Source organism: Bacillus inaquosorum KCTC 13429 (genome assembly GCF_000332645.1).
GTDB lineage: Bacteria > Bacillota > Bacilli > Bacillales > Bacillaceae > Bacillus > Bacillus inaquosorum.
Genome location: NZ_AMXN01000006.1, coordinates 203,673 through 226,555, shown reverse-complemented (window position 1 = coordinate 226,555; position 22,883 = coordinate 203,673). Strand labels below are relative to the sequence as shown.

Sequence of the window (22,883 nt, the reverse complement as noted above, 5' to 3'; positions counted from 1 at the left end):
TGGCTCCAACTTTTTTTCTGTCACCTTATTTATTAGCAAACAGGAAACAACGTTGCTATAGACCCACTCGAAATTCAATTGGTATGATAAGCAAAGTGATTACACAAGAAAGGATACGGAGAGCGAACAAAAAGCACTCCTATTTTTTTGTGCAGTTTTATAGGAGGAAAAAATGGCAAGTGAAAGAGAACAAATAAGCAAAAAGGTAGCTTTGATTGCATTGATAGCCAATCTGATCTTAATGGCAGGAAAGGTCTTTTGTGGGCTGATAGGCGATAGTGAAGCTGTTTTTGCAGACGGAATCCATTCTGCAGCGGATGTCGTTGCTTCGATTGCTGTCCTGGCAGTCATCGGCATTTCCAATAAACCGCCTGATCAAGACCATCCTTTCGGGCATGGAAAAGCTGAGGTCATAAGTGAGGCGATTGTCGGAATTATCTTAGTGATCGTATCCGTTTATATCCTAATAGAAGCGATTCTGTCCTTTGTTGAAGGGCCAAGCGTTCCACAATACAGCGCATTGTTTGCAGCTCTGATTTCGTACGTGGCTAAGCAGATCTTATATCGTTATTCCATAAAGCAGGGGGAAAAATGGAACAGCAAAGCAATTATAGCGATTGCATACGATCATAAAGGCGATATCGTTGCCTCTCTCGCCGCTTTTATCGGCGTCCTATTGGCGATTATCGGAAACACCCGCGGATGGTCCTTTCTGTTGTACGCCGATGCAATTGCAAGCGCCATCGTGGCTTACCTCATTTTTAAGATTTCAATGGAATTAATCAGGCCGTCTGTTGATGTTCTCATGGAGAAAAGTGTTGATCCCGAGCTGATAGAGGAATATAAAGCTGTTATTTTGCATTGTCCTCAAGTAAAACGGCTCGATAAAATTCGCGCGAGAGAACATGGCCACTATAAATTGCTTGATGTCCGTTTATCTTTGGATTATGATTTGACGATTAAGCAGGGACACGATATTGCCCGAGAAATCCGAAATGAAATCAAAAGACAGTTTTCAGATGTTGAAGAAGTGCTTATCCATGTGAATCCTTATTTTGAAGAATAGAAAAGCTCCTTTCAAAAAAAAGGGGCTTTTTTCACTGCATTATCCGCCTTCTACCCTCAGCCTCTAACCCCGATTACCTTTAGGGCTCCTTCATCATATATAATGTGGATGTATGTAAAGAATAAATCAAACAAATGTACAGAAAGGTTGTTAGAATGAAGGAATTTTTTTCGATTGGAGAAGTTTCAAAGTTATTCAATGTGAAAATCTCTGCGCTTAGGTATTATGATGAAATCGGTCTTTTGAAACCGGAATATAAAGACGAGCAAACAAACTATAGATATTATTCTACCCAACAGTTTGAGCGGCTGGACACCATCAAGTATTTGAGAGCTTTAGGCCTGCCCATCAATAAACTTCTTGATTTTTACAATTCCCAAAATACAAACACTCTGATTCATTTACTGAAAAGCCAGCAAACTGAAATTGATCGCAAAAAGAAAGAATTGGAACGCATTGAAAAAAAGATCTCCCGCCGGATCATCCAAATAGAAGATGCCGTCAACACGCCATTACATCTCATTTCAAAAATCAAACTTCCCGCATTACGTGTGGCTTATTTACAGCATGAGTATATTCTCGGCCATGATATCGAACATTCATTGGCAGCATTGAGAACTCATCTGAATGTGAACGAGGATATATTTATAGGCAAGATAGGTTTATCCATTTCAGCAGCAAATGTAAAAGCAAATCAGTTCGACAAATATTCCAGCATATTCATGATTCTTGAAGATGAAAATGAAAACACTTCATCAGAAATCATTTTTCCTTCAAGAGAATATCTGCAAATTAGGTTTAAAGGGTCACATCCAGAAGCCGAACCCTATTACAAAAAGTTACTGGCATATATGAAAGAACATCATTATGAGGTAGCGGGGGACTCAATCGAAATCACACTCATTGATTATGGGATTACGAATAATCTAGACAATTATGCGACTGAAATCCTGCTGCCCATCAAGTAAACCCCAAGAATATGCTGTCAATATCCCTTGACTCTCTACTAACTAGAGGGTTTATTTTTTATGCAGGAATCATTATTGGAGGAGAAAGCTTATGTTTGGAACTATTTTTAACACAGTTATGATCATTGCAGGAAGTATCATCGGAGGGATATTCAAAAAAGGCATTAAAGATGAATACCAGGATATTCTGATGCAGGCAATGGGATTCGCTGCAATGGCGTTAGGGATCAATGCCATTACACAGCATTTGCCTGATAGTAAATACCCCATTCTTTTTATCGTGAGTTTAGCCCTTGGAGGATTGATTGGCCAGAGCATCGATCTGGAGTTGCGATTCAACAAGCTGGTGAACAAATTCTCTAAAAGCAATTTAGCGGAAGGTTTATCAACTGCGATCTTATTATTTTGTATAGGTTCGCTGTCAATATTGGGCCCTGTTGAAGCCGCGCTGAATGAAAATTATACGTACCTCCTGACAAACGGTATGTTAGATGGGATTACCTCCATTGTGCTCGCTTCGACTTTTGGATTTGGAATAGCAGCGGCTGCCATTGTGTTATTTGCCTGGCAGGGCTCCATCTATTTATTTGCTAAAGTAATGGAGAGCGCAATCAATACAGACCTTATAAACGAAATCACAATTGTAGGAGGCATACTTATCCTCAGCTCAGGGTTAAGCATTCTGGGAATCAAGAAATGTAAAACGCTGAATCTGCTGCCTTCCCTGTTGATACCGCCTGTTGTCATTTTCGTGATTCAGGCATTTGGATTGCATTTTTAATTATTTTAAATATTAAACAAAAAAGCAGATCATGAAAGATCTGCTTTTTCTACTACACACTGATTTGTTTCTTTTGTTCATGATCTATTTCCGGCTGTATCTCCTTTGTGAGTTGATGCCCTTCTATATCCACATTGGGAATGATCTTGTCTAGCCATTTTGGCAAATACCAGGCTGCATTCCCCATCAGCTTCATCACACTTGGAATCAGTGTCATTCTTACAATAAATGCATCAAAGAGCACACCAAAGGAAAGAGCCAATCCGTTGGCTTTAATAGAAGCTTCACCAGCAAAGATAAATCCTGCAAACACGAATATCATGATAAGACCGGCAGCAGTGACAACAGGCCCGCTGTGTTTTAATCCAGCTTGAATCGCTTGTACTGGATTTTTTGTTTTCACATATTCTTCACGCATTCTGCTTACAAGGAACACTTGATAATCCATCGCTAATCCAAACAGAATCCCAATAGATAAAATCGGCAGGAACGCGAGTATCGGCCCTTTTTCAGGGATTTTAAAAAAGTCGATGAGGTTCCCGTCTTGTAAGACAAATACACAGATTCCGAGAGTGGCTGTCATCGTCAATATGAAACCTGCAACCGCAACAAGCGGCACCAGCAGCGAACGAAAAACGATCGTCAGCAGCACAAACGCAAAACCGACAATGAGTACAGCAAATACCGGTATCGCATCATTCAGGCGATCAGAAATATCAATATTCACTGCAGTTGATCCAGTAACGAGCAAATCTACCCCGTTTTTATCTGATAAGCTGCGTACATCCTTTACCAAATCCTTCGTTGCTACATCATTTGGACCTGTTGTAGGAACTACCGTAATGATGGCAAAGTTCCCTTCTTTATTAGGCATTGCAGGAGTAACACTCGCTACATGGTCTAGTTCCTTTATTTCTTTCACTGCATCTGCAAATGCTTCCGCCTTATTTCCTGTCACACTTGTGGCATCCGCTACAAGTGTTAATTGGCCATTAAATCCTTCTCCAAAACCATCGGCAAGCAAGTCATAAGCCTGGCGATCAGGATTATCCTTCGCTTTCATTCCTGCATCAGGCAAGCCCAGCTCCAAATGCATAGATGGGATACTAATGACGAGCAAAATGAGAATGCTGCATACACTTAGCATGATAGGATTTTTTGTGACAAAGCGTCCCCAGACATTTGTTTCAGAGCTTTGTTTTTCTTTTTTCTTGTTTGGTTTCGGAATCATCCGTTTTCCTGTTATTGATAAGACGGCAGGCACAAGCGTGATTGAAGCGAGAACAGCTAACAATACACTAAGCCCTGCTGTCAGCCCCATTGCAGACATAAACGGAATGTTAACGACAGTCAATCCGCAAAGTGCGACGATAACAGTAAGTCCGGCAAAAACGACTGCACTTCCTGCTGTTCCCGCGGCTCTCGCAATCGATTCATTTTTTTGTATACCTTCACCTAAAAACTGGCGGTGTTTCGTAAAAATAAATAAAGCATAATCAATACCAACCGCAAGGCCAATCATTCCGGCTAATGAAAGGCTGACGGACGCAATATCGAATACTTGTGTCCCAATCAACACCAGTCCAATACTTACACCTAAACCAATTAGTGCTGTTAAAATCGGCAAACCTGCTATCAATAAAGAGCCGAAAGTAATGGCTAACACGACAAAAGCCAAGATAATGCCGACAATTTCAGATACTCCGCCTATCTCCATCTCGGCTCCTGGCACATCTCCGCTAAGTTCCGTCTGTAATCCCTCATCATCAGCTATTTTCAAACTGTCTTTTAAGTGTTTGATAGAGTCATCTTTGATATCATCTGCTGAAGATTTATACTTGATATCAGCATAGGCAACTGTGCCGTCTTTCGCGATTGTTCCTGTAACAAAAGGACTCGCAATCGAGTCAACGGAATCATCTTTATTGATTTCCTTGAACGTATTTTCGATTGCTTTTTTCGCTGACTTTGCAGTAAGCTTCTCTCCATCTTCAGCACCGAAAATAACCCGTATGCTCCCTTTATCAGGACCGTGAGGAAATTCTTTATGAATGACATCCAGCGCTTTTTCCGAAGGTGTGTCAGGTATGGACATATCCTCAGAAAAACTTGGTTTTAACGTGATGGCAAGCGCTATCGAAGCAACTAACACAACGATCCACGCACATATTACTTTTATGCGATGGCGAGCAACCCATCCTCCTAATTTATATAACATTCTTGACATGATAATCTCCTTTCAGTACATTGCTTGATCACATTCTTTGCTTTCTCATTGTAGTTGACAATGAAATAAAAAAAACGTACATTCGGGCATGTACGTTTGGGCAAATTTCAAATATATGATGTTATTCATCTAATGTCAGAATGCCTCTTTGCATGGCAATCGTCACTGCTTCAGTTCTTGAATTCGCGCCTAATTTATTGTAAATGGACGTTAATCTAGACTTTACGGTTCGCTCAGAGACGCCCAAATCAAAGGCGATCGCTTTGCTTTTAAGACCTTTCGCAATTGCTTTTAGAACAATGACTTCCTTTTCTGTCAGCTGCGTATCACTGCTCTGCTTCTTCATCCGCTCCAATTGGATTTCTTGCAGACGTTTTAAAATATCAGGCTGCAGCAGCACATTTCCTCCTAGCGCTGCATCCATTGTATGAAATAGGGTTTCTGAACTCGTATCCTTCAGCAGATATCCTTTCGCTCCTAATTCAATTCCTTCGATCATTAAGTGATCTTCATTATACGTAGTCAAAATAATGATGGGGATGTCGTGTTTTTCTTTTATTTGTTTTATGGCTTCTAATCCGCTCATCTCAGGCATATACAAATCCATGAGAATGATATCCGGTTTTAATTCATCTGCAAGGCGGACTGCTGCTTTGCCATTTTCCGCCTCTCCTATGATGGTGTAGTGATCATTCGTTTCAATTAAAAGCTTCAGACCTTCCCTCACGACAAGATGGTCATCAACGATTAAAACCTTATTCATCATGCATCTCTCCCTGAATTGGTACGTTAATCTCGATGTGTGTTCCTATAGATTTTGTACTCTTTATATTGAATTGGCCATTCATTGCTCTGACGCGTTCTTGTATACCAAGAAGCCCATAATGTCCTCTCTTTTTCTTTCCCTTTTCAACATTAAATCCTTTGCCATTGTCCTTGACAGTTAAATGCAGTCTCCCTTTTTCATCATCCCAAATGGCTACCCAGATCGTTTCTGCTTCAGCATGCTTTGCTGCATTCGTTATGCATTCTCCAATGATGTAATAGCAGTTTTCAGCTGTACGAACATCTGGCACCTGATGTAACCTGTAGTCTAAAAAACAAGCCGTGCCTGTTGACTCCTGAAAATGATCCATTAATGAGGTAATTCTTTCTTTTAAAAAACCGATTTCTTCAGATTTGCTGCGCAGATCGTCAATCGCTGAACGTGCATCAGCTAATGTGCTTTTCACTCTATTCATAGATTGCTGAACGATTTCTTTTGCTCTCTCTGTGTTGTCTTTGGCGAGATGAACATGAATAGCGTCCAGCTGCATATTTAAACTAACCAGACCTTGAGCAAGCGTATCGTGTAAGTCCCGGGCCATACGCTGTCTCTCGTTTTGCAGTGTCAGCTGTTCTACCTGCTGATGGGCAAGCTCCAGCCTTTCAAGAGTCAGCTGCGCTTTTATTTTTTCATCGACTTGGGCAAAAAATGTAGCGGCATAAGTGATAATCACGATCATAATAGGTACGGCAATGACAAGAAAATGCAAATATTCACCTTTGTGAATCTGATATGGAACATTGATTGACAGCAGAAGCAATAAATAAAGAATGAGGAAAGTCTTTCTTCTGTCTGCCATTCCTATAATCTGTCCAATCAAAAATGCATAAAGGCCAATGATGATCAGCACTAAGAAGCCAGTCATGAGATTAGCAAGTGAAAAAGTGATCAAACCTTGCAGTACAAAATAGAGAATGACCCTTTTCTTCACCCAGCGATATGAGTGCCAATGCAGCAAAGCAAAAATAGCTGTCAATATTGTAAACACATGAAGCAATAAAATGGACCAGCTCCCAGTAATAAATTGCAGCACGATAGAGGCTATGTAGATCATGAGAATAAAAGCTAGTCCTGGAACTCTGAGTGCAAGCATATTTAATGCGCGCCTATCATGTGAGTAGTATTTTTCTTTGAAAGGATTCCTTCTAAACAAACCTCATCCACTTCCTTTAACAGTTTAACTGAACCGTTCCTTATGAAAGCGGCACACCATTTATTTGAACGTGCAACTCATACTTTTATCCAATCATTTTATAGGAAGAGAAGGAACACAACAATACCAAGGTGCATTGAACCATTAGAGGTTCGCAACATGTAATCATTGCCCAAACGTACATAATCGTTCTGCCTTTATGTACGTTTTATCTTTCCAAATTTACATTTAAAATAAAAGGAACCCACTATTCATTGAAGGAATGATCATCATGAAATCGATTGATCTCACAATTTTATCATTAAAAAGAAAAGGCATCCGAACTGAAAAAGTGTTAAAAAATCAGTGCCCTGATCGATTAAGCAATGAGAAAGACAAAAATACTCAATCAAAGATCACGTGTAAAGAAAAAGAGGAATGAACATGTATTGGTTTTTAGGTGCTTTATTATATTTTCTTATCGGTACTTGTATATTCATTGGCGTCATTAGAGACAGTCACTCAGGCTCATGGATCCTGCTTGCATTAGCAGCTCCACTCATCATTTTGGGGTATCCCTATTTTTATTCAAAGCAGCTTCTTGCCAAAAGATAGTGAAATATAATGCCATACAAACTGCACATTGGTAAAATGATCAATACCGGGATACAATCTAAGTATCTTAAGGAAAGGAGTCTTGCCTTATGAGTCAAAGAGTGTCCTACTATGATGTTGCACCTGAAGGTATGAAGATGATGATGGATATGGAGAAATATACGAAACAATCCTCAATTAACCGAACCACGAGAGAACTGATCAAAATCAGAGTTTCTCAAATCAACGGCTGTGCTTTTTGCTTAGATATGCATACTTCCGATGCCCGCAAAATGGGCGAAACTGAACAGCGAATTTACTGTTTAAGCGCTTGGAATGAATGTGATTTTTATTCACCTGAAGAGAAAGCGGCTCTCGAACTGTCTGAGCACATCACCCTCATTCCATCTAAAAGGGTTCCTGATGAGCTGTACCATCGAGTGCGGGAGCATTATGATGAAAAACAATATGTTGACCTTGTTCTCATCATCAATCAGATAAACAGTTGGAATCGCATCTCTATTGCAATGGGGAATAAAGCAACTTAAACATAAAAAGAAGGAGTAAGATGTTAACGAATCCCACTCCTTCTTTATTATTTCTGAGTAAATGCCTCTCCTCCAATACTCAAACCCTAAATATACATTTTCAAGTACTTCTCAAATGCGGTTTTCCCGCTTTGTGTAATCTTAATCGCTCTCGTTTTCGGCATACGAACGATCCATTTTTCTTCTAACATGCGTACCAATAGGGCATTTCCTAACGCTCCTGCAAGATGATGCTGCCGCTCACTCCAATCTAAACAGCAGCGGGCAAATGCCCTCCTCTTATTTCGCTGCTGCTCTTCGTTGATGCCAAAATTCGAAAAGAACAAAGAGCCCTCTGACGTCACCTCAAAGTTTAAATCGACTTTTCTTAACATCCCCTGCTCAACTAGTGAATTTGTGATTTGCACGCCCACATAACCTGCCAGATGATCATAACAGGTACGGGCAAAATGCAAGTCACTTTTCTCTTTTGAATCTTTTAAAGACGTGACTTTTTCTTTAGGTGCAATGCTAAGCAACTGTTCGATCACGCTGGCAGCCTCTGAGTTAGACAACCTATAATACCGATGTCTTCCATGCTTCTCTACGCTAATCAGCTTTGCTTCAAGCAATTTATTCAGGTGAAAACTTGCGGTTTGAGGTTTAATGTTAGCGAGATATGCAAGCTCTCCCGCAGGGTGTATCCTTCCATCCATTAGGCTGAGAAGAATGGAAGAACGAGAGGGATCAGATAGCAACGAAGAGATTTTTGCAATATTAGGATTCATGATTTTCCTCCTTACATTCATATTTCGATGATAGTTGAAATGTTAAACCTTTACAATATGTATGTAATGATGACAAGGAGGAATAAAAGTTGGACATTGAACAAGACACTCATTTTAAAGAAATCAAACCAAAAATCATGTATTATGGGTCCTCAACATTTCTTCTTTCCACATTGAATGAGGATGGCACCACTAATATTAGTCCTATGTCTTCTTCTTGGGCTCTTGGAAACTATATTGTGCTTGGAGTAGGCCTGGGAGGAAAAGCCATTGAAAATTTGGAAAGAATCAAAGAATGTGTCATAAATTTGCCTGGCCCGGATTTATGGGAACACGTTGAAAGAATTTCGTCTTATAGCGGAAAAAAGAATGTGCCGCCTTTGAAGAAACAGCTCGGGTTTACATATAAAAAAGAAAAATATGAGGCAGCGGGTTTAACACCTTTGAAATCAAAGACGGTAGCACCAACACGAATTAAAGAATGCCCTATCCACATTGAAGTCGTAGTCAAACATATTCGGATCCCAGAATATGAACCATCATTTGCGATTGTAGAGACACAAGCATTACATTTTCACGCCGAGGAAAGGATCATATTGAACGAAAACCATATAAACCCTTCTAAATGGAGTCCACTTATCTATAATTTTAGACATTATTTTGGTTTAGGAAGAGAAATAGGAAAGACCTTTCGTTCAGAAACATGACCTTTTTTACCTTTTCAAAACCAAGCCATCATCAGGCTTGGTCTCTTTTTTAGTGAACATCCATTTAAGGATATAGAGTTACTTACTTGCTAATTCTTTTATCATCAAACCCAATTCATAAATCCCTTTTTGAAGGTCTTGAAGGGATGCATAAGCATATGATAAGCGTACATAATTCCCCTTCTCCTGAGCATAGATACTGCCGAGATTAAGAAGAATCCCTTTTGATAAGGCTTTCGTATAAAGTAATTTCATTGATATAGTAGGCAATATTTTTATCCAGACAAAGAATCCTCCCTTAGGAACATTCCATGTTGCAACATTCTTCAAATGGGTCTCTAAAGCACTCAAGACCAATTCCCTTCTCACCTTTAATTGCTGTCTAACGATTTCTACATGCCGCTGGTATTGGCCGGATGTAAACCACTCTGCCGCTACTCTCTGGGATAACGAACTGGATCCGTAATCTGTTTGCATTTTAATGTCGGATAAACGTTCGATCACAGGTTCCGGACCGACGATCCATCCGATCCTCAAGCCAGGACTTAACGTTTTCGATAAACTGCCTATGTATAGCACATGTCCACTTTTATCTATTGTTTTGATAGGATATGGCGGAACTTCATCGATCCATAACTCACGATAAATGTCATCTTCAATAATGGGAAGCTGTGTATTCTCACTTGCTGCTAAGATTTCTTCTCGTCGCTTTTTGGACATTAAAATACCGGTCGGATTATGAAAACATGGATTTGTATATAATATAGCCCTTCCCCGTGCCCCTCTAGGCATATGAATATTTTCCGGCAAAAGCCCGTCTCGATCCATAGGAAGGCCAGTCAGTTTCATACCGGCAGATTGAAACACGTGTAATGAATAAAGGTAGGATGGCTGATCAAGATAAACGGTTGATCCTCTTTGCAAAAGGCCCATTGATATCAGCTGTAAGGCTTGCAACGCTCCAGAAACAATCAGAACGGAAGAAGGTGAGGCATTAATTCCAATAGTTCTTAAATAGTTGCTTAATGCCTCTCTCAATGGGAAATAACCTTTTGGTTCCTCATATCCGAATGCTTCCATGTTTTGAGATACCTTGCCCATCATCTCTTTCATAGCAGCCAAAGGAAAAATCTCAGTTGAAAGTTCGCCTTTGCTGAGCTGTATTAGATCCGTATTTGATTCCGATTGGTTTATCTCTTGAACGATTTTTTGGCTAGGCTGCTGGATTCCAGAGGTTACATATTGATCCCAATTAGGAGCAGAATTCTTAGCCAGTAGTGTCCATGTATTGTTGATAACAACTGTGCCCTTCCCCATTCTGCCTTCTATTAACCCGTCTGCCATTAATTCCTCTAAGGCTGTAATCACTGTGCTTCGATTTACCTGAAAGTCTTTTGCAAGCGTGCGCTGGCTTGGAATCTTGCTTCCAATCGGCCACTCTCCATTTCCTATTTTCTCCTTTATAAAATGAATGATTTGTATGTACTTAGGAAGTTTTTTCATCTTTTTTTCTTCTGGAAAGCTCATGATAAGCAGTCTCCCTTCAAACTAAATTGGTTGGGTTAAAATCCGTTTAACTGGTTGAAGCCATATCACCAAATCTTTATTAGTATAGAAACACATTAAATAACTGGTTGGTTTTTGTAAAGAGGAGGGAGAAATATGCGAAAGAAAACAGTTCAAATGATCATATCTAACAGTCTGATGATCGGTTTGTGGGCATCAGCTTTTCCTGGGATTCGCGCAGGCCTGGAAGATTACACACCAGAACATCTTGCTTTATTTCGTTTATTAGTCGGCTCTCTGGCATTGTTGCTTTTTGCGGTTTTTACACAGAAGCGCTTACCTGACATGAAGGACATTCCTGCCATTTTCTTTTTGGGATTTTTAGGTTTTGCACTCTATCACAGCTTGCTGAATATCGGTGAAAAAACAGTGAGTGCCGGAGTTGCAAGCTTACTCGTCACCACGGCACCGATCTTTTCTGCTATGTTATCCTGCCTGTTTTTTAGGGAGCATTTTGGATTTACTAAATGGATAGGCTCTATCATCAGTTTATTCGGTGTGTCATTAATTGCATTTGGGACAGGAGACTATACATATTCATTGAAAGGTATTGTGGTCATTCTGCTGGCAGCTTTTTCAGAAAGCATTTACTTCGTTTTTCAACCCCGTTACATAAAAAAATATGGTTTTATTCCATTCGTAACATTTACAATTTGGGGCGGAACAGTACCTATGCTTGTTTTTTTGCCAGGCTTAGGCGGAGAGATGATAAACGCATCCATGAACGCAACATTGTCTATTGTTTATTTAGGTTTATTGCCAACAGTTGTGCCATACTTTGCACTTGCATATGTCACTTCACTCGTCGGTGCTTCTGAAGCAACCCTTTCACTTTATGTAACACCGGCTTTGGCCTTGATCATTTCTTGGGTGTGGATAGGTGAAATACCCGTATTCTTCTCCCTGCTAGGCGGGGCGGTGACAATCGGCGGAGTGTGTTTCACCTACCTAAAAGGAAATAAAATGAATCAGATTTTAATCCCCCATTTTTCTTCTAAAAGGGGTAACAAACTCTAAAGCAAAAAAAGATACCAAACATCGTTTGGTATCTCCTTTATCGTTACCTGGTAAAAACATATTTTCATTTATAACCTCTTTTTGAAACTGGGCAATAAATGGCTTATGATTGAATGCTATTTTATATTTGCCAAATAAGCAGCTGCTGCTTTATTCAGGAAATAAGCGTAACCTGTTTGCAATTGCTCAAGCATATTTCTATGAAACTCATCAGCGATGAAAAATTCTGTCTGATTTAGAAAGTCTTGCGGTGTTGATGGATGCCCCTTTTTTCTCAAAAAGGCCAAGTGTTCTTTTACTCGATCCAAAACGTTTGGATCGTTTGCCGAGAAGCCTTCTTGCAAGAATCGAACCATATCTTCATTAAATAACTGCGCTTCTATGGCAGAACCGTTCATTGCTTCTACATCAATTGTTTGATTGGATAAATCAAAATCATACTCTTTTTTCAAATGTTCATTTTGGTCTTTTAAGGCTTCTTCCCATTCTTCTTCAGATTCAAAACCTTTAAACATTGTTTCCATATCTAATTCGACTCCTTCTTTGGCACTTTTGATAGAGGAATTGATTGTCTTGACCAGTCCTTTAAATCGTTCGATTTTTTGTTCTAATAAATATTTTTGCTGGATCAGCATATTTTCTCTATCAGTTTCTCCATCTAATAATTGTTGAATTTCTTTGAGAGGAAAATCCAGTTCTTTGTAAAAAAGGATTTGCTGTAATCGTTCGATATCCTTTTTTCCGTATAAACGGTAGCCTGCTTCCGTCGTTTGCTCCGGAATCAAAAGGCCTAATTTGTGATAGTAATGTAACGTCTTCACTGTTGTGTGAGCTAACTTTGCAACTTCACGAACGGTATACACTTCAATTCCTCCTTTCCGTGTTCTTTATACTAAGTTATCCTCGAAGGTAAGAGTCAACACATTCATTTCACCTTTTATGACTAAAAACAACAAGCCATGTAATGAAAAAAAGAACCTTTTATAGGTTCTTTTTCATTACGATTTTCCGGTTAATGAATAATCATCAGCCAAATGTACAGGCCGACAAGTGTAATAAATAGTGTTGGGATTGTTAGAATGATTCCTGTTTTAAAATACGTGCCCCAGGAAATCTTCACACCTTTTTGTGAAAGGACATGGAGCCATAATAGTGTCGCCAAGGAACCAATCGGTGTTATTTTAGGTCCTAAATCTGAACCGATGACATTTGCATATATGAGCGCTTCTCTCATCATCCCATGTGTATCTGTGCCGGCAATAGCCAGTGCATCAATCATGACAGTCGGCAAGTTATTCATAACGGAAGAAAGAATCGCCGCAATAAAGCCCATTCCAATCGTACCTGCAAACACTCCTTGATCAGCCATGGTTTGAATCACATCTGAAAGGACATCTGTCAATCCAGCATTACGGACACCGTACACAACAACGTACATGCCAATTGAAAAGAACACAATAGCCCACGGCGCTTCTTTCAGCACTTTTTTTGTATGAACGGCTGGACTCTTTTGTGCAGCAATTAAGAAAAAGATTGCAATGATACCCGCTACCACTGATACAGGGATAGATAAGAATTCACTTGCAAAGTATCCAACTAACAACAACCCCAAGATATACCATGATAGCTTGAACATGTTCTGATCTTTTATGGCTTCAACAGGTTTTTTTACCTCAGTCAGATCATAACGTTTTGGTATGCTTTTTCTGAAGAAAAGGTAAAGTACAATGATACTTGCCAGTAACGAGAACAAGTTCGGGACAATCATTCTGGATGCATAATCAATAAACGTGATATGAAAATAGTCTGCTGAAACGATGTTGACCAAATTGCTCACTACTAATGGAAGCGAGGTCGTATCTGCAATAAACCCGCTGGCAATGATAAAAGGAAAAACCAATTTTTCATTGAAGTTTAAAGCTCTGACCATCGCTAATACAATCGGTGTCAATATAAGAGCTGCACCGTCATTTGCAAATAATGCGGCGACTATAGCCCCTAATATAGATACATAAATGAACATGCGCACACCGTTTCCTTTTGCAGCCTTTGCCATATGTAGAGCTGCCCATTCAAAGAAACCGATGTTATCAAGGATTAACGATATAATAATGATTGCTACAAAAGCCAATGTCGCATTCCAAACAATCCCTGTCACAGTTAACACATCATGAAAATTCACAACCCCGGCTATTAGAGCCAAAACAGCTCCTCCACAGGCTGACCATCCTATAGACAAGTTTCTCGGCTGCCATATGACTAATACTAAAGTTAATAAAAAGATGAATAACGCCAAAATGACTGAAGTCAATCTAATACCTCCTTACTGGCAAGACGCTTGAGTTTCCTTTTGTTTAATGTGCTTTAACAATTCGTCCTCCTGATCGATTTGATGTAAGAGTAATTGCAGTGTATCAAACTCGGGACATGATTTATTTATTGAATAATAACGCCATTGCCCTCTTCTGTCCTCGTTCACAAATCCCGCGTTTTTTAATTTTCGCAAATGCTGGCTGATAGCAGGCTGACTCATTTCGAACATATCAACCAATTGACAGACACAATATTCTTTTTCAAGAAATATTTTCATCATCATAAGCCTTGTTTGATCACTTAGTGTTTTTAAACAGCGGGTCATCGCAGCAACTCCTATTTTTGAATCAACAGTCATATGAGTCCCTCCTTTAAATCAATATATAATTAAATCATTATATAGGCTAATTGATTATACATTACCCTTTAGCTTGATATATGTTTGAAAGTTTTTGTTTCCTCCGGAAAGATTGTAAACGTCTTTTATTCCCATATTGATCAAAATGTTTTGGGCTGCATTTCCTGTTACCCCGCTATTGCAATAAGTGATTGTGGTGAGATCAGGATCTAGTTTGTTTGCACGTTCCCGAAGTTCTGACAAAGGAATATTCAATGCATCAGGCACGTGTGAGACGCGATACTGTTTTTCAGCCCTTGTGTCGATAATTTGCAAACGTTCTCCATTATCCATCCTTTTCAATAATTCATTTGGCGTGATTAAACGATTTTTGTTTTTGATTGCATTATCAAGAGCCATTCCCGTATACATAACTGGATCTTTGGTGGTGCTGAATGGCGGAGCATATGCCAAATCTAAATGGAATAAGTCCTCTGCTTTCGCTTTAAACGTAATAGCTGTTGCAAACACATCGATACGCTTATCTACGCCTTCTTCCCCAACAATTTGGACACCGAGAATACGCCCCGTGGATTTATCTGCTACAGCCTTTATCACCAATTCTTTGCCGCCTAAATAGTCAGCTCTCGCAGGTTTGAGATTATATAGAACTTCAACGTCATACCCATGCTCTCTTGCCTCTTTTTCGCTTAGCCCGGTTTGCCCTACAGTTAAGGCAAACACTCTCAGGATACCTGTTCCAAGGATGCCGCGATGCTCCAGATCCCCGCCGGTAAGTACATCCCCTGCAATCCGTCCCATCTTATTTGCAGTAGATCCCAACGGGCGATAAACCGGATCACCTGTAATCAAGGAATAACTTTCTGCAACATCACCCACTGCATAGACATCCTTTACGTTCGTTTGCATTTTTGAATTCACTGCAATCGCACCGGTTGAACCAAGGGCAACACCAGCGTCTGCTGCAATTTTCGTATTAGGCCGGACACCGGCAGCTACAATCACAATATCTGATTCAATGCACTGCCCTGATCTTGTATGAACTGATTTTTCCTCTATAGATGTGGCTTCTTCATTTAATAACAAGTGCACTCCATTTCTTCGAAGTTCTTCTTCAACTCTAAACGCCATATCCTTATCAAGGTGTGGCATAACTTGGTGACTGCGTTGAATCAAGGTTACGTCCAACCCTTTGCGGGTAAGCTGTTCAGCTAACTCCAGTCCTATATAGCCCGCTCCAATAATCGTTGCTCTTTTAGGATTTTCTTTTGTCAAATACTGATCAATTTGAGCAGTATTCTGTATCGTCCTTACTTGAAAGACATGCTCTCTATCAACACCAGGGATATCTGGAGTGATTGGCGATGCGCCTGTAGCGAGAACTAACGAATCGTATGAATCAATCTTTTCAATTCCCGTTTCAAGATCCTTCACCACAACGTTCTTTTGTTCAATATTGATTTGAGTCACTTCGTGGCGGGTGAAGATGTCAACATGATATCGATCTTTAAACCATGCAGCACTTCTTGGAGTCAGGGAACTCAGATTTTCTACTTCCCCGCCTAAAAAGTATGGAATACCGCAAATTGAATATGAAATATCATAATCTGCATTATAAACTGTAATATCGATGTTTTCATTATTTCTTCGTGCTTTTGCCGCAACAGACGTACCAGCTGCAACTGAACCAACTATAATCATCTTCATTGAATAATCCTCCATTATGAGTGATTTCAAGTATTTCAAACACATAAATTGCGATGACAAAATAAACTCCGAAAACAAAATCTGAGTCACGCCCCAAAGCGCCAAAATCATTAGATTTTGTTACACCGCGATTATATAAGTTTTTATTTATATAATCAATCACTTATATTCGAAACATCAAATGAAATTTATTTTCTTAGTGTCAAGTCCCATTATGAGAAGTCTCACTTTATATACCTTTATCCAAAGTCAAAAGCTGCTCCTTATAAATTCGAGTTAAAGAATGCCATTTAAATTTGTTTCTCTGCTGTTTTTGCCCGCACTAAAGATCTTACCCTCTAGGTGCGCGGGATGGCGTGATTCACCGCGAGGTTTATAAACAGGTCCCTCCAAAAGTGGAATACTCTAACTGAGTTTGGCAGAACGTTAGAACGTGTTATCCTGCATATGAATGACTGGGGAGAAAAGTATAGAGACAGAATCAATAAAATTGAAACAACAAGCAGAAGATAAGATTTAAATTGCTTTAAATCAGTAAAATGCAAAAAATACCAAGGGCGCAAAACCCTTGGTATTTCTATGATACGACTGATGATTACATGTCCAATAGATGATGGTGAAAGGTCATTTTTTTCTAATGATGATTAAGTTTTCTAAAATTGCTGCCCTTCACTTCAGCTACGTCATATACGGTAACAAAGGCGGTTTTATCAATATCATTAATAATTTCCTTTAGTTTGGTTTCTTCTAAGCGGTTGATGACACATGTGATTTCTTTAAACTTCTCGTGGGAAAATCCCCCGTAAGCGTCTTTATATGTGGCGCTTCGGCCTAATTGATCACGTATGGTCTCTACCATTAATTCAGGTTCGGCGGTAATAATTTGAAAGGTTTTAGAACCGCTTAAACCTTCCTCAACCACATGAATGACTTTGGATGCAATGTAGTAAGCAATGACTGAAAGCAACGCCCCTTGCAAACCAAATACTGTGGAAACAAAAATAAACACAAATAAGTTTAAGAATAGAATGAGATCGCTCGTTCCAAATGGCAGTTTTCGCGATAGCAGCACAGCAAGCATATCAATTCCATCTAACGCGCCGCCATTACGCAACGCCAAGCCCATTCCGAAACCAAGGATAATCCCGCCGACAACGGTAATTAACAAGGTATCTCCCTCTATGATAGCCGGGGTATGGTGGAAAAAACTTGTACCCGCGGCAAGTGATACGATTCCGATAATTGATAATAATGCAAAGTTTTTCCCAATTTGCTTATATCCTAACCACACAAACGGAATGTTAATAACAGCAATCAAAATTCCCAGCGGCAAATTGAATAGCTGTGAACCAACGATGCTAAGACCAGTCACCCCTCCATCAGATACACTGTTTGGAATAAGCACTGTTTCTAGTCCATATGCCGCTATAATTCCTCCGATTATAACCATGATGACTTGCAGAATCATTTTCGCCTTAAATTTCTTACGTTTTTTGATTGTATCCATACCATTCCTCATTTCTTAAATATTTCGTTATATTTAACTATACCATAATAGATTTTTTCAGCTAAAAACATGCTTTTAAAAAAGGTTAATCAGGAATTTTTGTAAGAGGATTGCTCCTTATACCATTTTATCCCATATACAAACCGAAGAATATCAAATCTTAAAGATAAGGTAACCCTTTATGACTTAGAACATTCAACATGTACCTGATGCAGATGAGATCTAGCAATCCTTTTAAAGCACAAATACAAAGGAACTTACATTCCTCGGTAACCTTCATACAAACGAGATCAAACATGTACGCCCAGATCAGAACACCGAAAATCCTGATTCATTCTGATATTATACTTTTAAAAGAGGAGGTTTGATTACATTGAATAGCTTATGCCGCAGCAAACAAGCCCCATTTGAATACACCTTATCTCTTATAGGGGGCAAATGGAAAATGAGAATTCTCTATGAGTTAGGATGTGAAAAAACGATGAGATACGGAGAGCTGAAACGGGCTATGCCCTTAATCACCCATAAAATGTTAAGCGCACAGCTCAAGGAATTACAAACCGACGGCCTTATTCATCGGACAGAGGTTTCTCAAATCCCCCTCAAAGTAGAGTATTCGTTATCAGACAGAGGGCTGTCTTTGTACCCCCTCATAGATGAGATGTGCAAGTGGGGAATAACACAAGGCGCACCTCATGCATAAAAACCACTTACAAAAAAGTGCGTACTTGTCTCCCAATGAGAGGAATTTTATACTAAATAAAAATATTATTAGGAGAAAAAAATGACAAAACAAGTCTACATCATTCATGGCTACAGAGCCTCCTCAGCAAACCATTGGTTTCCATGGCTAAAAAAACGCCTGCTCGCAGACGGGATTCAAGCAGAAGTTTTAGACATGCCTAATCCGCTTGAGCCAAGACTTGAAGATTGGCTGGATACACTCTTTTTGTATCAACATTCTTTACATGAGAATACGTATTTGGTTGCACACAGCTTAGGGTGCCCTGCCATTTTGAGGTTTTTGGAACGTACTCAATTGCGCGAACAGCTTGGCGGAATCATTCTTGTTTCCGGCTTTGCCAAATCATTGTCCAATTTAAAGATGTTAGATGAATTTACAGAGGGATCATTTGATGATCAAAAAATCATCAGGTCCGCAAAGCACCGTGCTGTCATTGCTTCTAAGGACGATCAAATTGTGCCATTTGCATGGAGCAAGGATCTGGCACAACAAATTGACGCTGCGTTTTATGAAGTCCAACACGGGGGTCATTTTTTAGAAAATGAGGGATTTACTTCTTTACCTATTGTTCATGATATTTTAAACTCCTATTTTTCAAAAGAAACCCGCTAAAACTTTCTTAGTATTTAAATAAGCCCGCTTTAGAAAAGCGGGCTTTCTGCGTTATTGCTTAATCAATACCGATAACTCACCTTCAAATACTTTTTCTTCTTTATGATTAAAAGTAGATAACAATACAGTGAGTATTCCCATTTCGTTTCTCTTTGGCTGCTTATCAAGAACCTCAACAATTGTATGCAGTTCATCATCTGGATAAACGGGTTTTATGAATGTAATATGATTCATTTCTGTTCCGGCAATAATATCGTCTCCATAGAAACCTTCTTCAATCCAAAGTTTAAAAGAAATGGCCAGCGTTTGTATGCCAGAAGCGATAATTCCATTAAATCTGCCTTTATTCGCTTTTTCCTCATCTAAATGCATATATTGAGGGTCAAATTCACCAGCAAACCGCATAATATCATCTTTTGTTAATTTTAAAGATTTCGTTTTGAATACCTGACCAATTGTAAACTCATCTAACTTCATGCTTACACCTCTATTTTGTCATTTGTGTACTTGTTTATTGTAGCACTGAGACATCAGCAAATAAAAAATTGCATTTACAGCTTCATCAATTGCCTATGATGCAGAAGGTTCTAATTGGTATTGTAAAAATGGTTTTAGGGGTATCAATAAAAAAATCATCCAAGACTTATTATGAGCTGGAGACTGAAGGCACTCATATCTTCAGTATTGTCATTCATTGCTGTTGATATTTTTAATGCCATCATCCCCTAATGATTCCTAAGGTATCTCAACTTGACTTCACTCTTCACACAACTCTTCCCTAGTTATACTAAAGATATTTACGGTGCAATTATCGACCGTTACTGAGTTTAAGTTGTTAAAACGTAAAACAATAACTATTTGGTTTTTATCGTATTAAAGCTAGTCGTCTTAACCATTTCGAATATCTTATTTTCTAAACGAAGCTGAAAGACCTCTTATATCTTCCAAGCAGCTTTCAGTTTTTTTATGCCTTCTCGTATGTTGAATTCAGAAACCCCTGCAAATCCAAGTGAGACCGTTTTTGTAGGAGGATTGTTTTTATAAGAAAGAGAAACAGGATAAATTTTTACGCCATGCTCCTTTGCCTTCTCAATTAACTCTTTTTCGCTAAATGGCAAATAAACGTCAAGTAAGATGCGAAGTCCAGAGTTTTCTCCGCGAATCCTGACATGCTTTCCTAATTCACTTTGCACAGCCTCTAATAAAATGGCTCTTTTTTTACGGTAAAGCTTTCTCATTCTGTTGATGTGTTTTTGCCACTCTCCATTTTTTATAAATTCAGCTAGCGTCAGCTGACTGTGGCAGGACACCGTTTGCTTATATAATGACGTGATGTCATGGCCTTTTTTTAAAAGAGGCGAAGGAAGAATCATATAGCTGATGCGCAGCGAGGGAAGAAGAGACTTAGAAAAAGTGCCCATATAAATGACACGGTTATGCTGATCAAGCCCTTGCAAGGAAGGAACCGGCTGTCCTGTGTACCTAAATTCCCCATCATAATCATCCTCTATAATAAATGATTGATTTTCAGCCGCCCATTTGAGCAGCTGAATTCTTCTGTTAATCGTCATAATGGTTCCCAGCGTAAATTGGTGAGAAGGCGTGACGTATACAAGGTTTGGCTGCTGTTCTTTGATCTTCTGTATGCAGATGCCTTCATCATCAACTGGTATAGGAAGAATATTCATGCGATTGGCTTCAAAAATCTTGCGTGCTCTTGGATAACCGGGATCCTCATATCCTATGGAAATATTCGGCTCAAAAACTTGGCACAAGATTTGCAGAAGAATCGGGTTCCCGGCACCTATGATGACTTGTTCAGGGATACAATGAACACCGCGTGATTGATACAGGTACTCTGCAATGAGTGTTCTCAGCTCAAACTCTCCTAAATCATTTCCCGGACGATAAAGCTCGTGGCCATATTGGTCTAAACTATTGACCATGCTTTTTCGCCATGCGGAAAAAGGAAAGTAAGAAGAATCTACATTTCCATAGTGAAAATCAATCCATTGTTTATTTTCTTGTGCTTTTTCTTTAATTAGTGATGCGCTTGGCATTTTACGATAGGCAAAATCAGAATCATGATAATCAGCAAACCATCCGCTTCTTGGCTTACTCACGATATAGCCCTCAGCGGCAAGCTGTTCATAGGCACGTTCTACAGTCGTTTGACTGATGGAAAGCTGACTCGCCAGGAGTCTTTTTGAAGGGAGCTTCATTCCTTTTTGAATACGCCCCTGGTGCATGTTTTCTTTGAAATACCGATAAAGCTGCTGATAAAGCGGAATATCCAGATTTCTATTCAAAAAAGGCGTGATATCCATTTGCACGTTGTTCTCCTAACTGGTATGCATTTTTTTATGAAAACTGGCTGTTTATAAAAGGCCAATTCCAGTTTATAGTCATTGTAATCCTTAGATACTGGTTTTGTTAAGAAAATCCAGATCATTAAAAAGAACCATATTTGGAGTGATTGCAATGAACAAAACAACAAATGGCTGGATAAATGGTTTTATAGGCGTACTCATTTTCAGCGGCTCGCTGCCTGCAACCCGCTTAGCTGTGACGGACTTCAACCCATTGTTCCTCACCGTATGCCGCGCTGCGATAGCTGGTGTATTGGCTGGGGGTCTCCTTCTCATTTTCCGGCAGCAGCATCCTGCCAAAAGAGACATCATTTCACTATTGGTGGTAGCATTCGGCGTGGTGATCGGTTTCCCGTTGCTGACAGCCTTAGCGCTTCAGTATGTCACATCCGCACATGCTATTGTCTTCATTGGGCTTCTTCCGCTTGCGACGGCGATCTTCGGCGTCCTGCGCGGAGGGGAACGTCCCCGTCCAGTCTTCTGGATTTTCTCAGCTGCCGGCAGCTTACTAGTAGCAGGGTTCGCCCTGATCCAGGGGGGAGGATCATCCCCGCTTGGCGACGCGTACATGCTGGCTTCTATCGTCGTATGCGGTCTTGGTTATGCAGAAGGGGCTAGGCTTTCACGGCGTCTGGGGAACTGGCAGGTGATCTCTTGGGCACTCGTTCTGTCGCTTCCTCTGATGCTGCCTTTGTCCTTCTTTTTTACACCGGACTCATGGTCGGGCATCGGCGTGCCTGCGCTGCTCAGTCTTGCCTATGTGTCCTTATTCAGCATGCTGATCGGCTTCGTGTTCTGGTATCGAGGTCTCGCCCAAGGCGGAATTGCGGCGGTTGGGCAGCTGCAGCTTCTTCAGCCCTTCTTTGGACTGCTGCTTGCCTCAGTAATTCTGCACGAGAAAGTGGGCTGGGCACTCGTTGCAGTGAATATTGCCGTTATCATGTGCGTGGCAGCTGCTCGGCGATTTGCAAAGTAAGGTAGACGATTTAGGCTGGATGAGTAAACTTCAAAAATAAATGAAGGCATAATAAATACCAAGGGCTGCATCCCTTGGTATCTTGATGCGGCTGAGA

General features: G+C 39.9%; 23 protein-coding genes and 1 pseudogene. 12 read left to right on the top strand and 12 right to left on the bottom strand.

Annotated elements, in window-relative coordinates:
* The first annotated feature begins 172 nt into the window (after positions 1-172).
* From mneP to BSI_RS05180, 3 genes are all read left to right on the top strand, one after another.
* Entirely contained in the window at positions 173-1,066 is an 894-nt protein-coding gene (gene mneP, locus BSI_RS05170; RefSeq protein ID WP_003240568.1) for a manganese transporter MneP, read from the top strand.
* 155 nt (positions 1,067-1,221) lie between these two features.
* A complete protein-coding gene (locus tag BSI_RS05175) occupies positions 1,222-2,034 on the top strand; it encodes a MerR family transcriptional regulator (RefSeq protein WP_003240567.1) in 813 nt (270 codons plus the stop codon).
* Between the two features lie 91 nt (positions 2,035-2,125).
* On the top strand, positions 2,126-2,815 hold the full coding sequence (locus BSI_RS05180) for a DUF554 domain-containing protein (protein ID WP_003240565.1): 690 nt from the start codon (positions 2,126-2,128) through the stop codon (positions 2,813-2,815).
* A gap of 52 nt (positions 2,816-2,867) precedes the next feature.
* On the opposite strand, the gene BSI_RS05185 is transcribed toward BSI_RS05180, so the two are convergent.
* The 3 genes from BSI_RS05185 to ydfH all read right to left on the bottom strand — a co-directional run bounded on the left by BSI_RS05185 (position 2,868) and on the right by ydfH (position 7,021).
* Positions 2,868-5,042 carry an MMPL family transporter gene (locus tag BSI_RS05185; RefSeq protein ID WP_003240563.1) on the bottom strand — a complete coding sequence of 725 codons (2,175 nt, stop codon included), beginning with the start codon at positions 5,040-5,042 and terminating at the stop codon, positions 2,868-2,870.
* A gap of 121 nt (positions 5,043-5,163) precedes the next feature.
* Positions 5,164-5,805 carry a two-component system response regulator YdfI gene (ydfI, locus tag BSI_RS05190; protein ID WP_032732236.1) on the bottom strand — a complete coding sequence of 214 codons (642 nt, stop codon included), beginning with the start codon at positions 5,803-5,805 and terminating at the stop codon, positions 5,164-5,166.
* Complete coding sequence (ydfH, locus tag BSI_RS05195) at positions 5,798-7,021, bottom strand: two-component system sensor histidine kinase YdfH (RefSeq protein WP_087947097.1); 1,224 nt, start codon at positions 7,019-7,021, stop codon at positions 5,798-5,800. The genes ydfI and ydfH overlap by 8 nt, the downstream gene beginning before the upstream one ends.
* A 271-nt stretch (positions 7,022-7,292) precedes the next feature.
* On the opposite strand from ydfH, the gene BSI_RS05200 reads away from it, so the two are divergent.
* The 3 genes from BSI_RS05200 to BSI_RS05210 all read left to right on the top strand — a co-directional run bounded on the left by BSI_RS05200 (position 7,293) and on the right by BSI_RS05210 (position 8,142).
* Complete coding sequence (locus tag BSI_RS05200; protein WP_003240557.1) at positions 7,293-7,442, top strand: hypothetical protein; 150 nt, start codon at positions 7,293-7,295, stop codon at positions 7,440-7,442.
* On the top strand, positions 7,439-7,615 hold the full coding sequence (locus BSI_RS22245; RefSeq protein WP_080030882.1) for a hypothetical protein: 177 nt from the start codon (positions 7,439-7,441) through the stop codon (positions 7,613-7,615). The genes BSI_RS05200 and BSI_RS22245 overlap by 4 nt, the downstream gene beginning before the upstream one ends.
* Positions 7,616-7,704: 89 nt before the next feature.
* Complete coding sequence (locus BSI_RS05210; protein WP_003240554.1) at positions 7,705-8,142, top strand: carboxymuconolactone decarboxylase family protein; 438 nt, start codon at positions 7,705-7,707, stop codon at positions 8,140-8,142.
* Between the two features lie 86 nt (positions 8,143-8,228).
* On the opposite strand, the gene BSI_RS05215 is transcribed toward BSI_RS05210, so the two are convergent.
* Entirely contained in the window at positions 8,229-8,909 is a 681-nt protein-coding gene (locus BSI_RS05215; RefSeq protein WP_003240553.1) for an ArsR/SmtB family transcription factor, read from the bottom strand.
* Positions 8,910-8,998: 89 nt separating this feature from the next.
* On the opposite strand from BSI_RS05215, the gene BSI_RS05220 reads away from it, so the two are divergent.
* Positions 8,999-9,616, top strand: a complete 618-nt coding sequence (locus BSI_RS05220; RefSeq protein WP_003240551.1) for a flavin reductase family protein — start codon at positions 8,999-9,001, stop codon at positions 9,614-9,616.
* A 78-nt stretch (positions 9,617-9,694) separates the two neighbouring features.
* Here BSI_RS05220 and BSI_RS05225 read toward each other — a convergent pair whose 3' ends face one another.
* The gene (locus BSI_RS05225) at positions 9,695-11,143 is read right to left on the bottom strand and encodes an aminotransferase-like domain-containing protein (RefSeq protein ID WP_003240549.1); all 1,449 of its coding nucleotides are present in this window, start codon (positions 11,141-11,143) and stop codon (positions 9,695-9,697) included.
* Positions 11,144-11,278: 135 nt separating this feature from the next.
* On the opposite strand from BSI_RS05225, the gene BSI_RS05230 reads away from it, so the two are divergent.
* Positions 11,279-12,199 carry a DMT family transporter gene (locus tag BSI_RS05230; RefSeq protein WP_003240547.1) on the top strand — a complete coding sequence of 307 codons (921 nt, stop codon included), beginning with the start codon at positions 11,279-11,281 and terminating at the stop codon, positions 12,197-12,199.
* Between the two features lie 116 nt (positions 12,200-12,315).
* On the opposite strand, the gene BSI_RS05235 is transcribed toward BSI_RS05230, so the two are convergent.
* From BSI_RS05235 to BSI_RS05250, 4 genes are all read right to left on the bottom strand, one after another.
* Entirely contained in the window at positions 12,316-13,062 is a 747-nt protein-coding gene (locus tag BSI_RS05235; RefSeq protein ID WP_003240545.1) for a MerR family transcriptional regulator, read from the bottom strand.
* A 149-nt stretch (positions 13,063-13,211) separates the two neighbouring features.
* Positions 13,212-14,510, bottom strand: a complete 1,299-nt coding sequence (locus BSI_RS05240) for an arsenical efflux pump membrane protein ArsB (RefSeq protein ID WP_003240543.1) — start codon at positions 14,508-14,510, stop codon at positions 13,212-13,214.
* Positions 14,511-14,522: 12 nt separating this feature from the next.
* Positions 14,523-14,870 carry a metal-responsive transcriptional regulator AseR gene (aseR, locus tag BSI_RS05245; RefSeq protein ID WP_003240541.1) on the bottom strand — a complete coding sequence of 116 codons (348 nt, stop codon included), beginning with the start codon at positions 14,868-14,870 and terminating at the stop codon, positions 14,523-14,525.
* Positions 14,871-14,924: 54 nt separating this feature from the next.
* The gene (locus tag BSI_RS05250; RefSeq protein WP_003240539.1) at positions 14,925-16,577 is read right to left on the bottom strand and encodes an FAD-dependent oxidoreductase; all 1,653 of its coding nucleotides are present in this window, start codon (positions 16,575-16,577) and stop codon (positions 14,925-14,927) included.
* A gap of 347 nt (positions 16,578-16,924) precedes the next feature.
* Here BSI_RS05250 and BSI_RS0121470 point away from each other — a divergent pair.
* A pseudogene (locus BSI_RS0121470) lies at positions 16,925-17,090 on the top strand (winged helix-turn-helix transcriptional regulator); the annotation flags it as partial.
* A 121-nt stretch (positions 17,091-17,211) separates the two neighbouring features.
* Here the strand turns inward: BSI_RS0121470 and BSI_RS05255 are convergent.
* The gene (locus BSI_RS05255) at positions 17,212-18,084 is read right to left on the bottom strand and encodes a YitT family protein (RefSeq protein ID WP_003240536.1); all 873 of its coding nucleotides are present in this window, start codon (positions 18,082-18,084) and stop codon (positions 17,212-17,214) included.
* Positions 18,085-18,457: 373 nt separating this feature from the next.
* Between BSI_RS05255 and BSI_RS0121465 the strand changes: the two genes are divergently transcribed.
* Positions 18,458-18,787 (top strand): winged helix-turn-helix transcriptional regulator, encoded by a 330-nt coding sequence (locus BSI_RS0121465; protein WP_032732235.1) that lies wholly within the window; start codon positions 18,458-18,460, stop codon positions 18,785-18,787.
* An 81-nt stretch (positions 18,788-18,868) separates the two neighbouring features.
* Positions 18,869-19,441, top strand: coding sequence for an alpha/beta hydrolase (locus BSI_RS05260; RefSeq protein WP_003240532.1), 573 nt, complete (start codon positions 18,869-18,871; stop codon positions 19,439-19,441).
* 51 nt (positions 19,442-19,492) lie between these two features.
* Here BSI_RS05260 and BSI_RS05265 read toward each other — a convergent pair whose 3' ends face one another.
* Positions 19,493-19,918, bottom strand: a complete 426-nt coding sequence (locus BSI_RS05265; RefSeq protein WP_003240530.1) for a MaoC family dehydratase — start codon at positions 19,916-19,918, stop codon at positions 19,493-19,495.
* 458 nt (positions 19,919-20,376) lie between these two features.
* Positions 20,377-21,768, bottom strand: coding sequence for a MocR-like pyridoxine biosynthesis transcription factor PdxR (gene pdxR, locus BSI_RS05270; protein WP_032732234.1), 1,392 nt, complete (start codon positions 21,766-21,768; stop codon positions 20,377-20,379).
* Positions 21,769-21,922: 154 nt separating this feature from the next.
* On the opposite strand from pdxR, the gene BSI_RS05275 reads away from it, so the two are divergent.
* On the top strand, positions 21,923-22,786 hold the full coding sequence (locus BSI_RS05275; RefSeq protein WP_003240527.1) for a DMT family transporter: 864 nt from the start codon (positions 21,923-21,925) through the stop codon (positions 22,784-22,786).
* Positions 22,787-22,883: the final 97 nt, after the last annotated feature.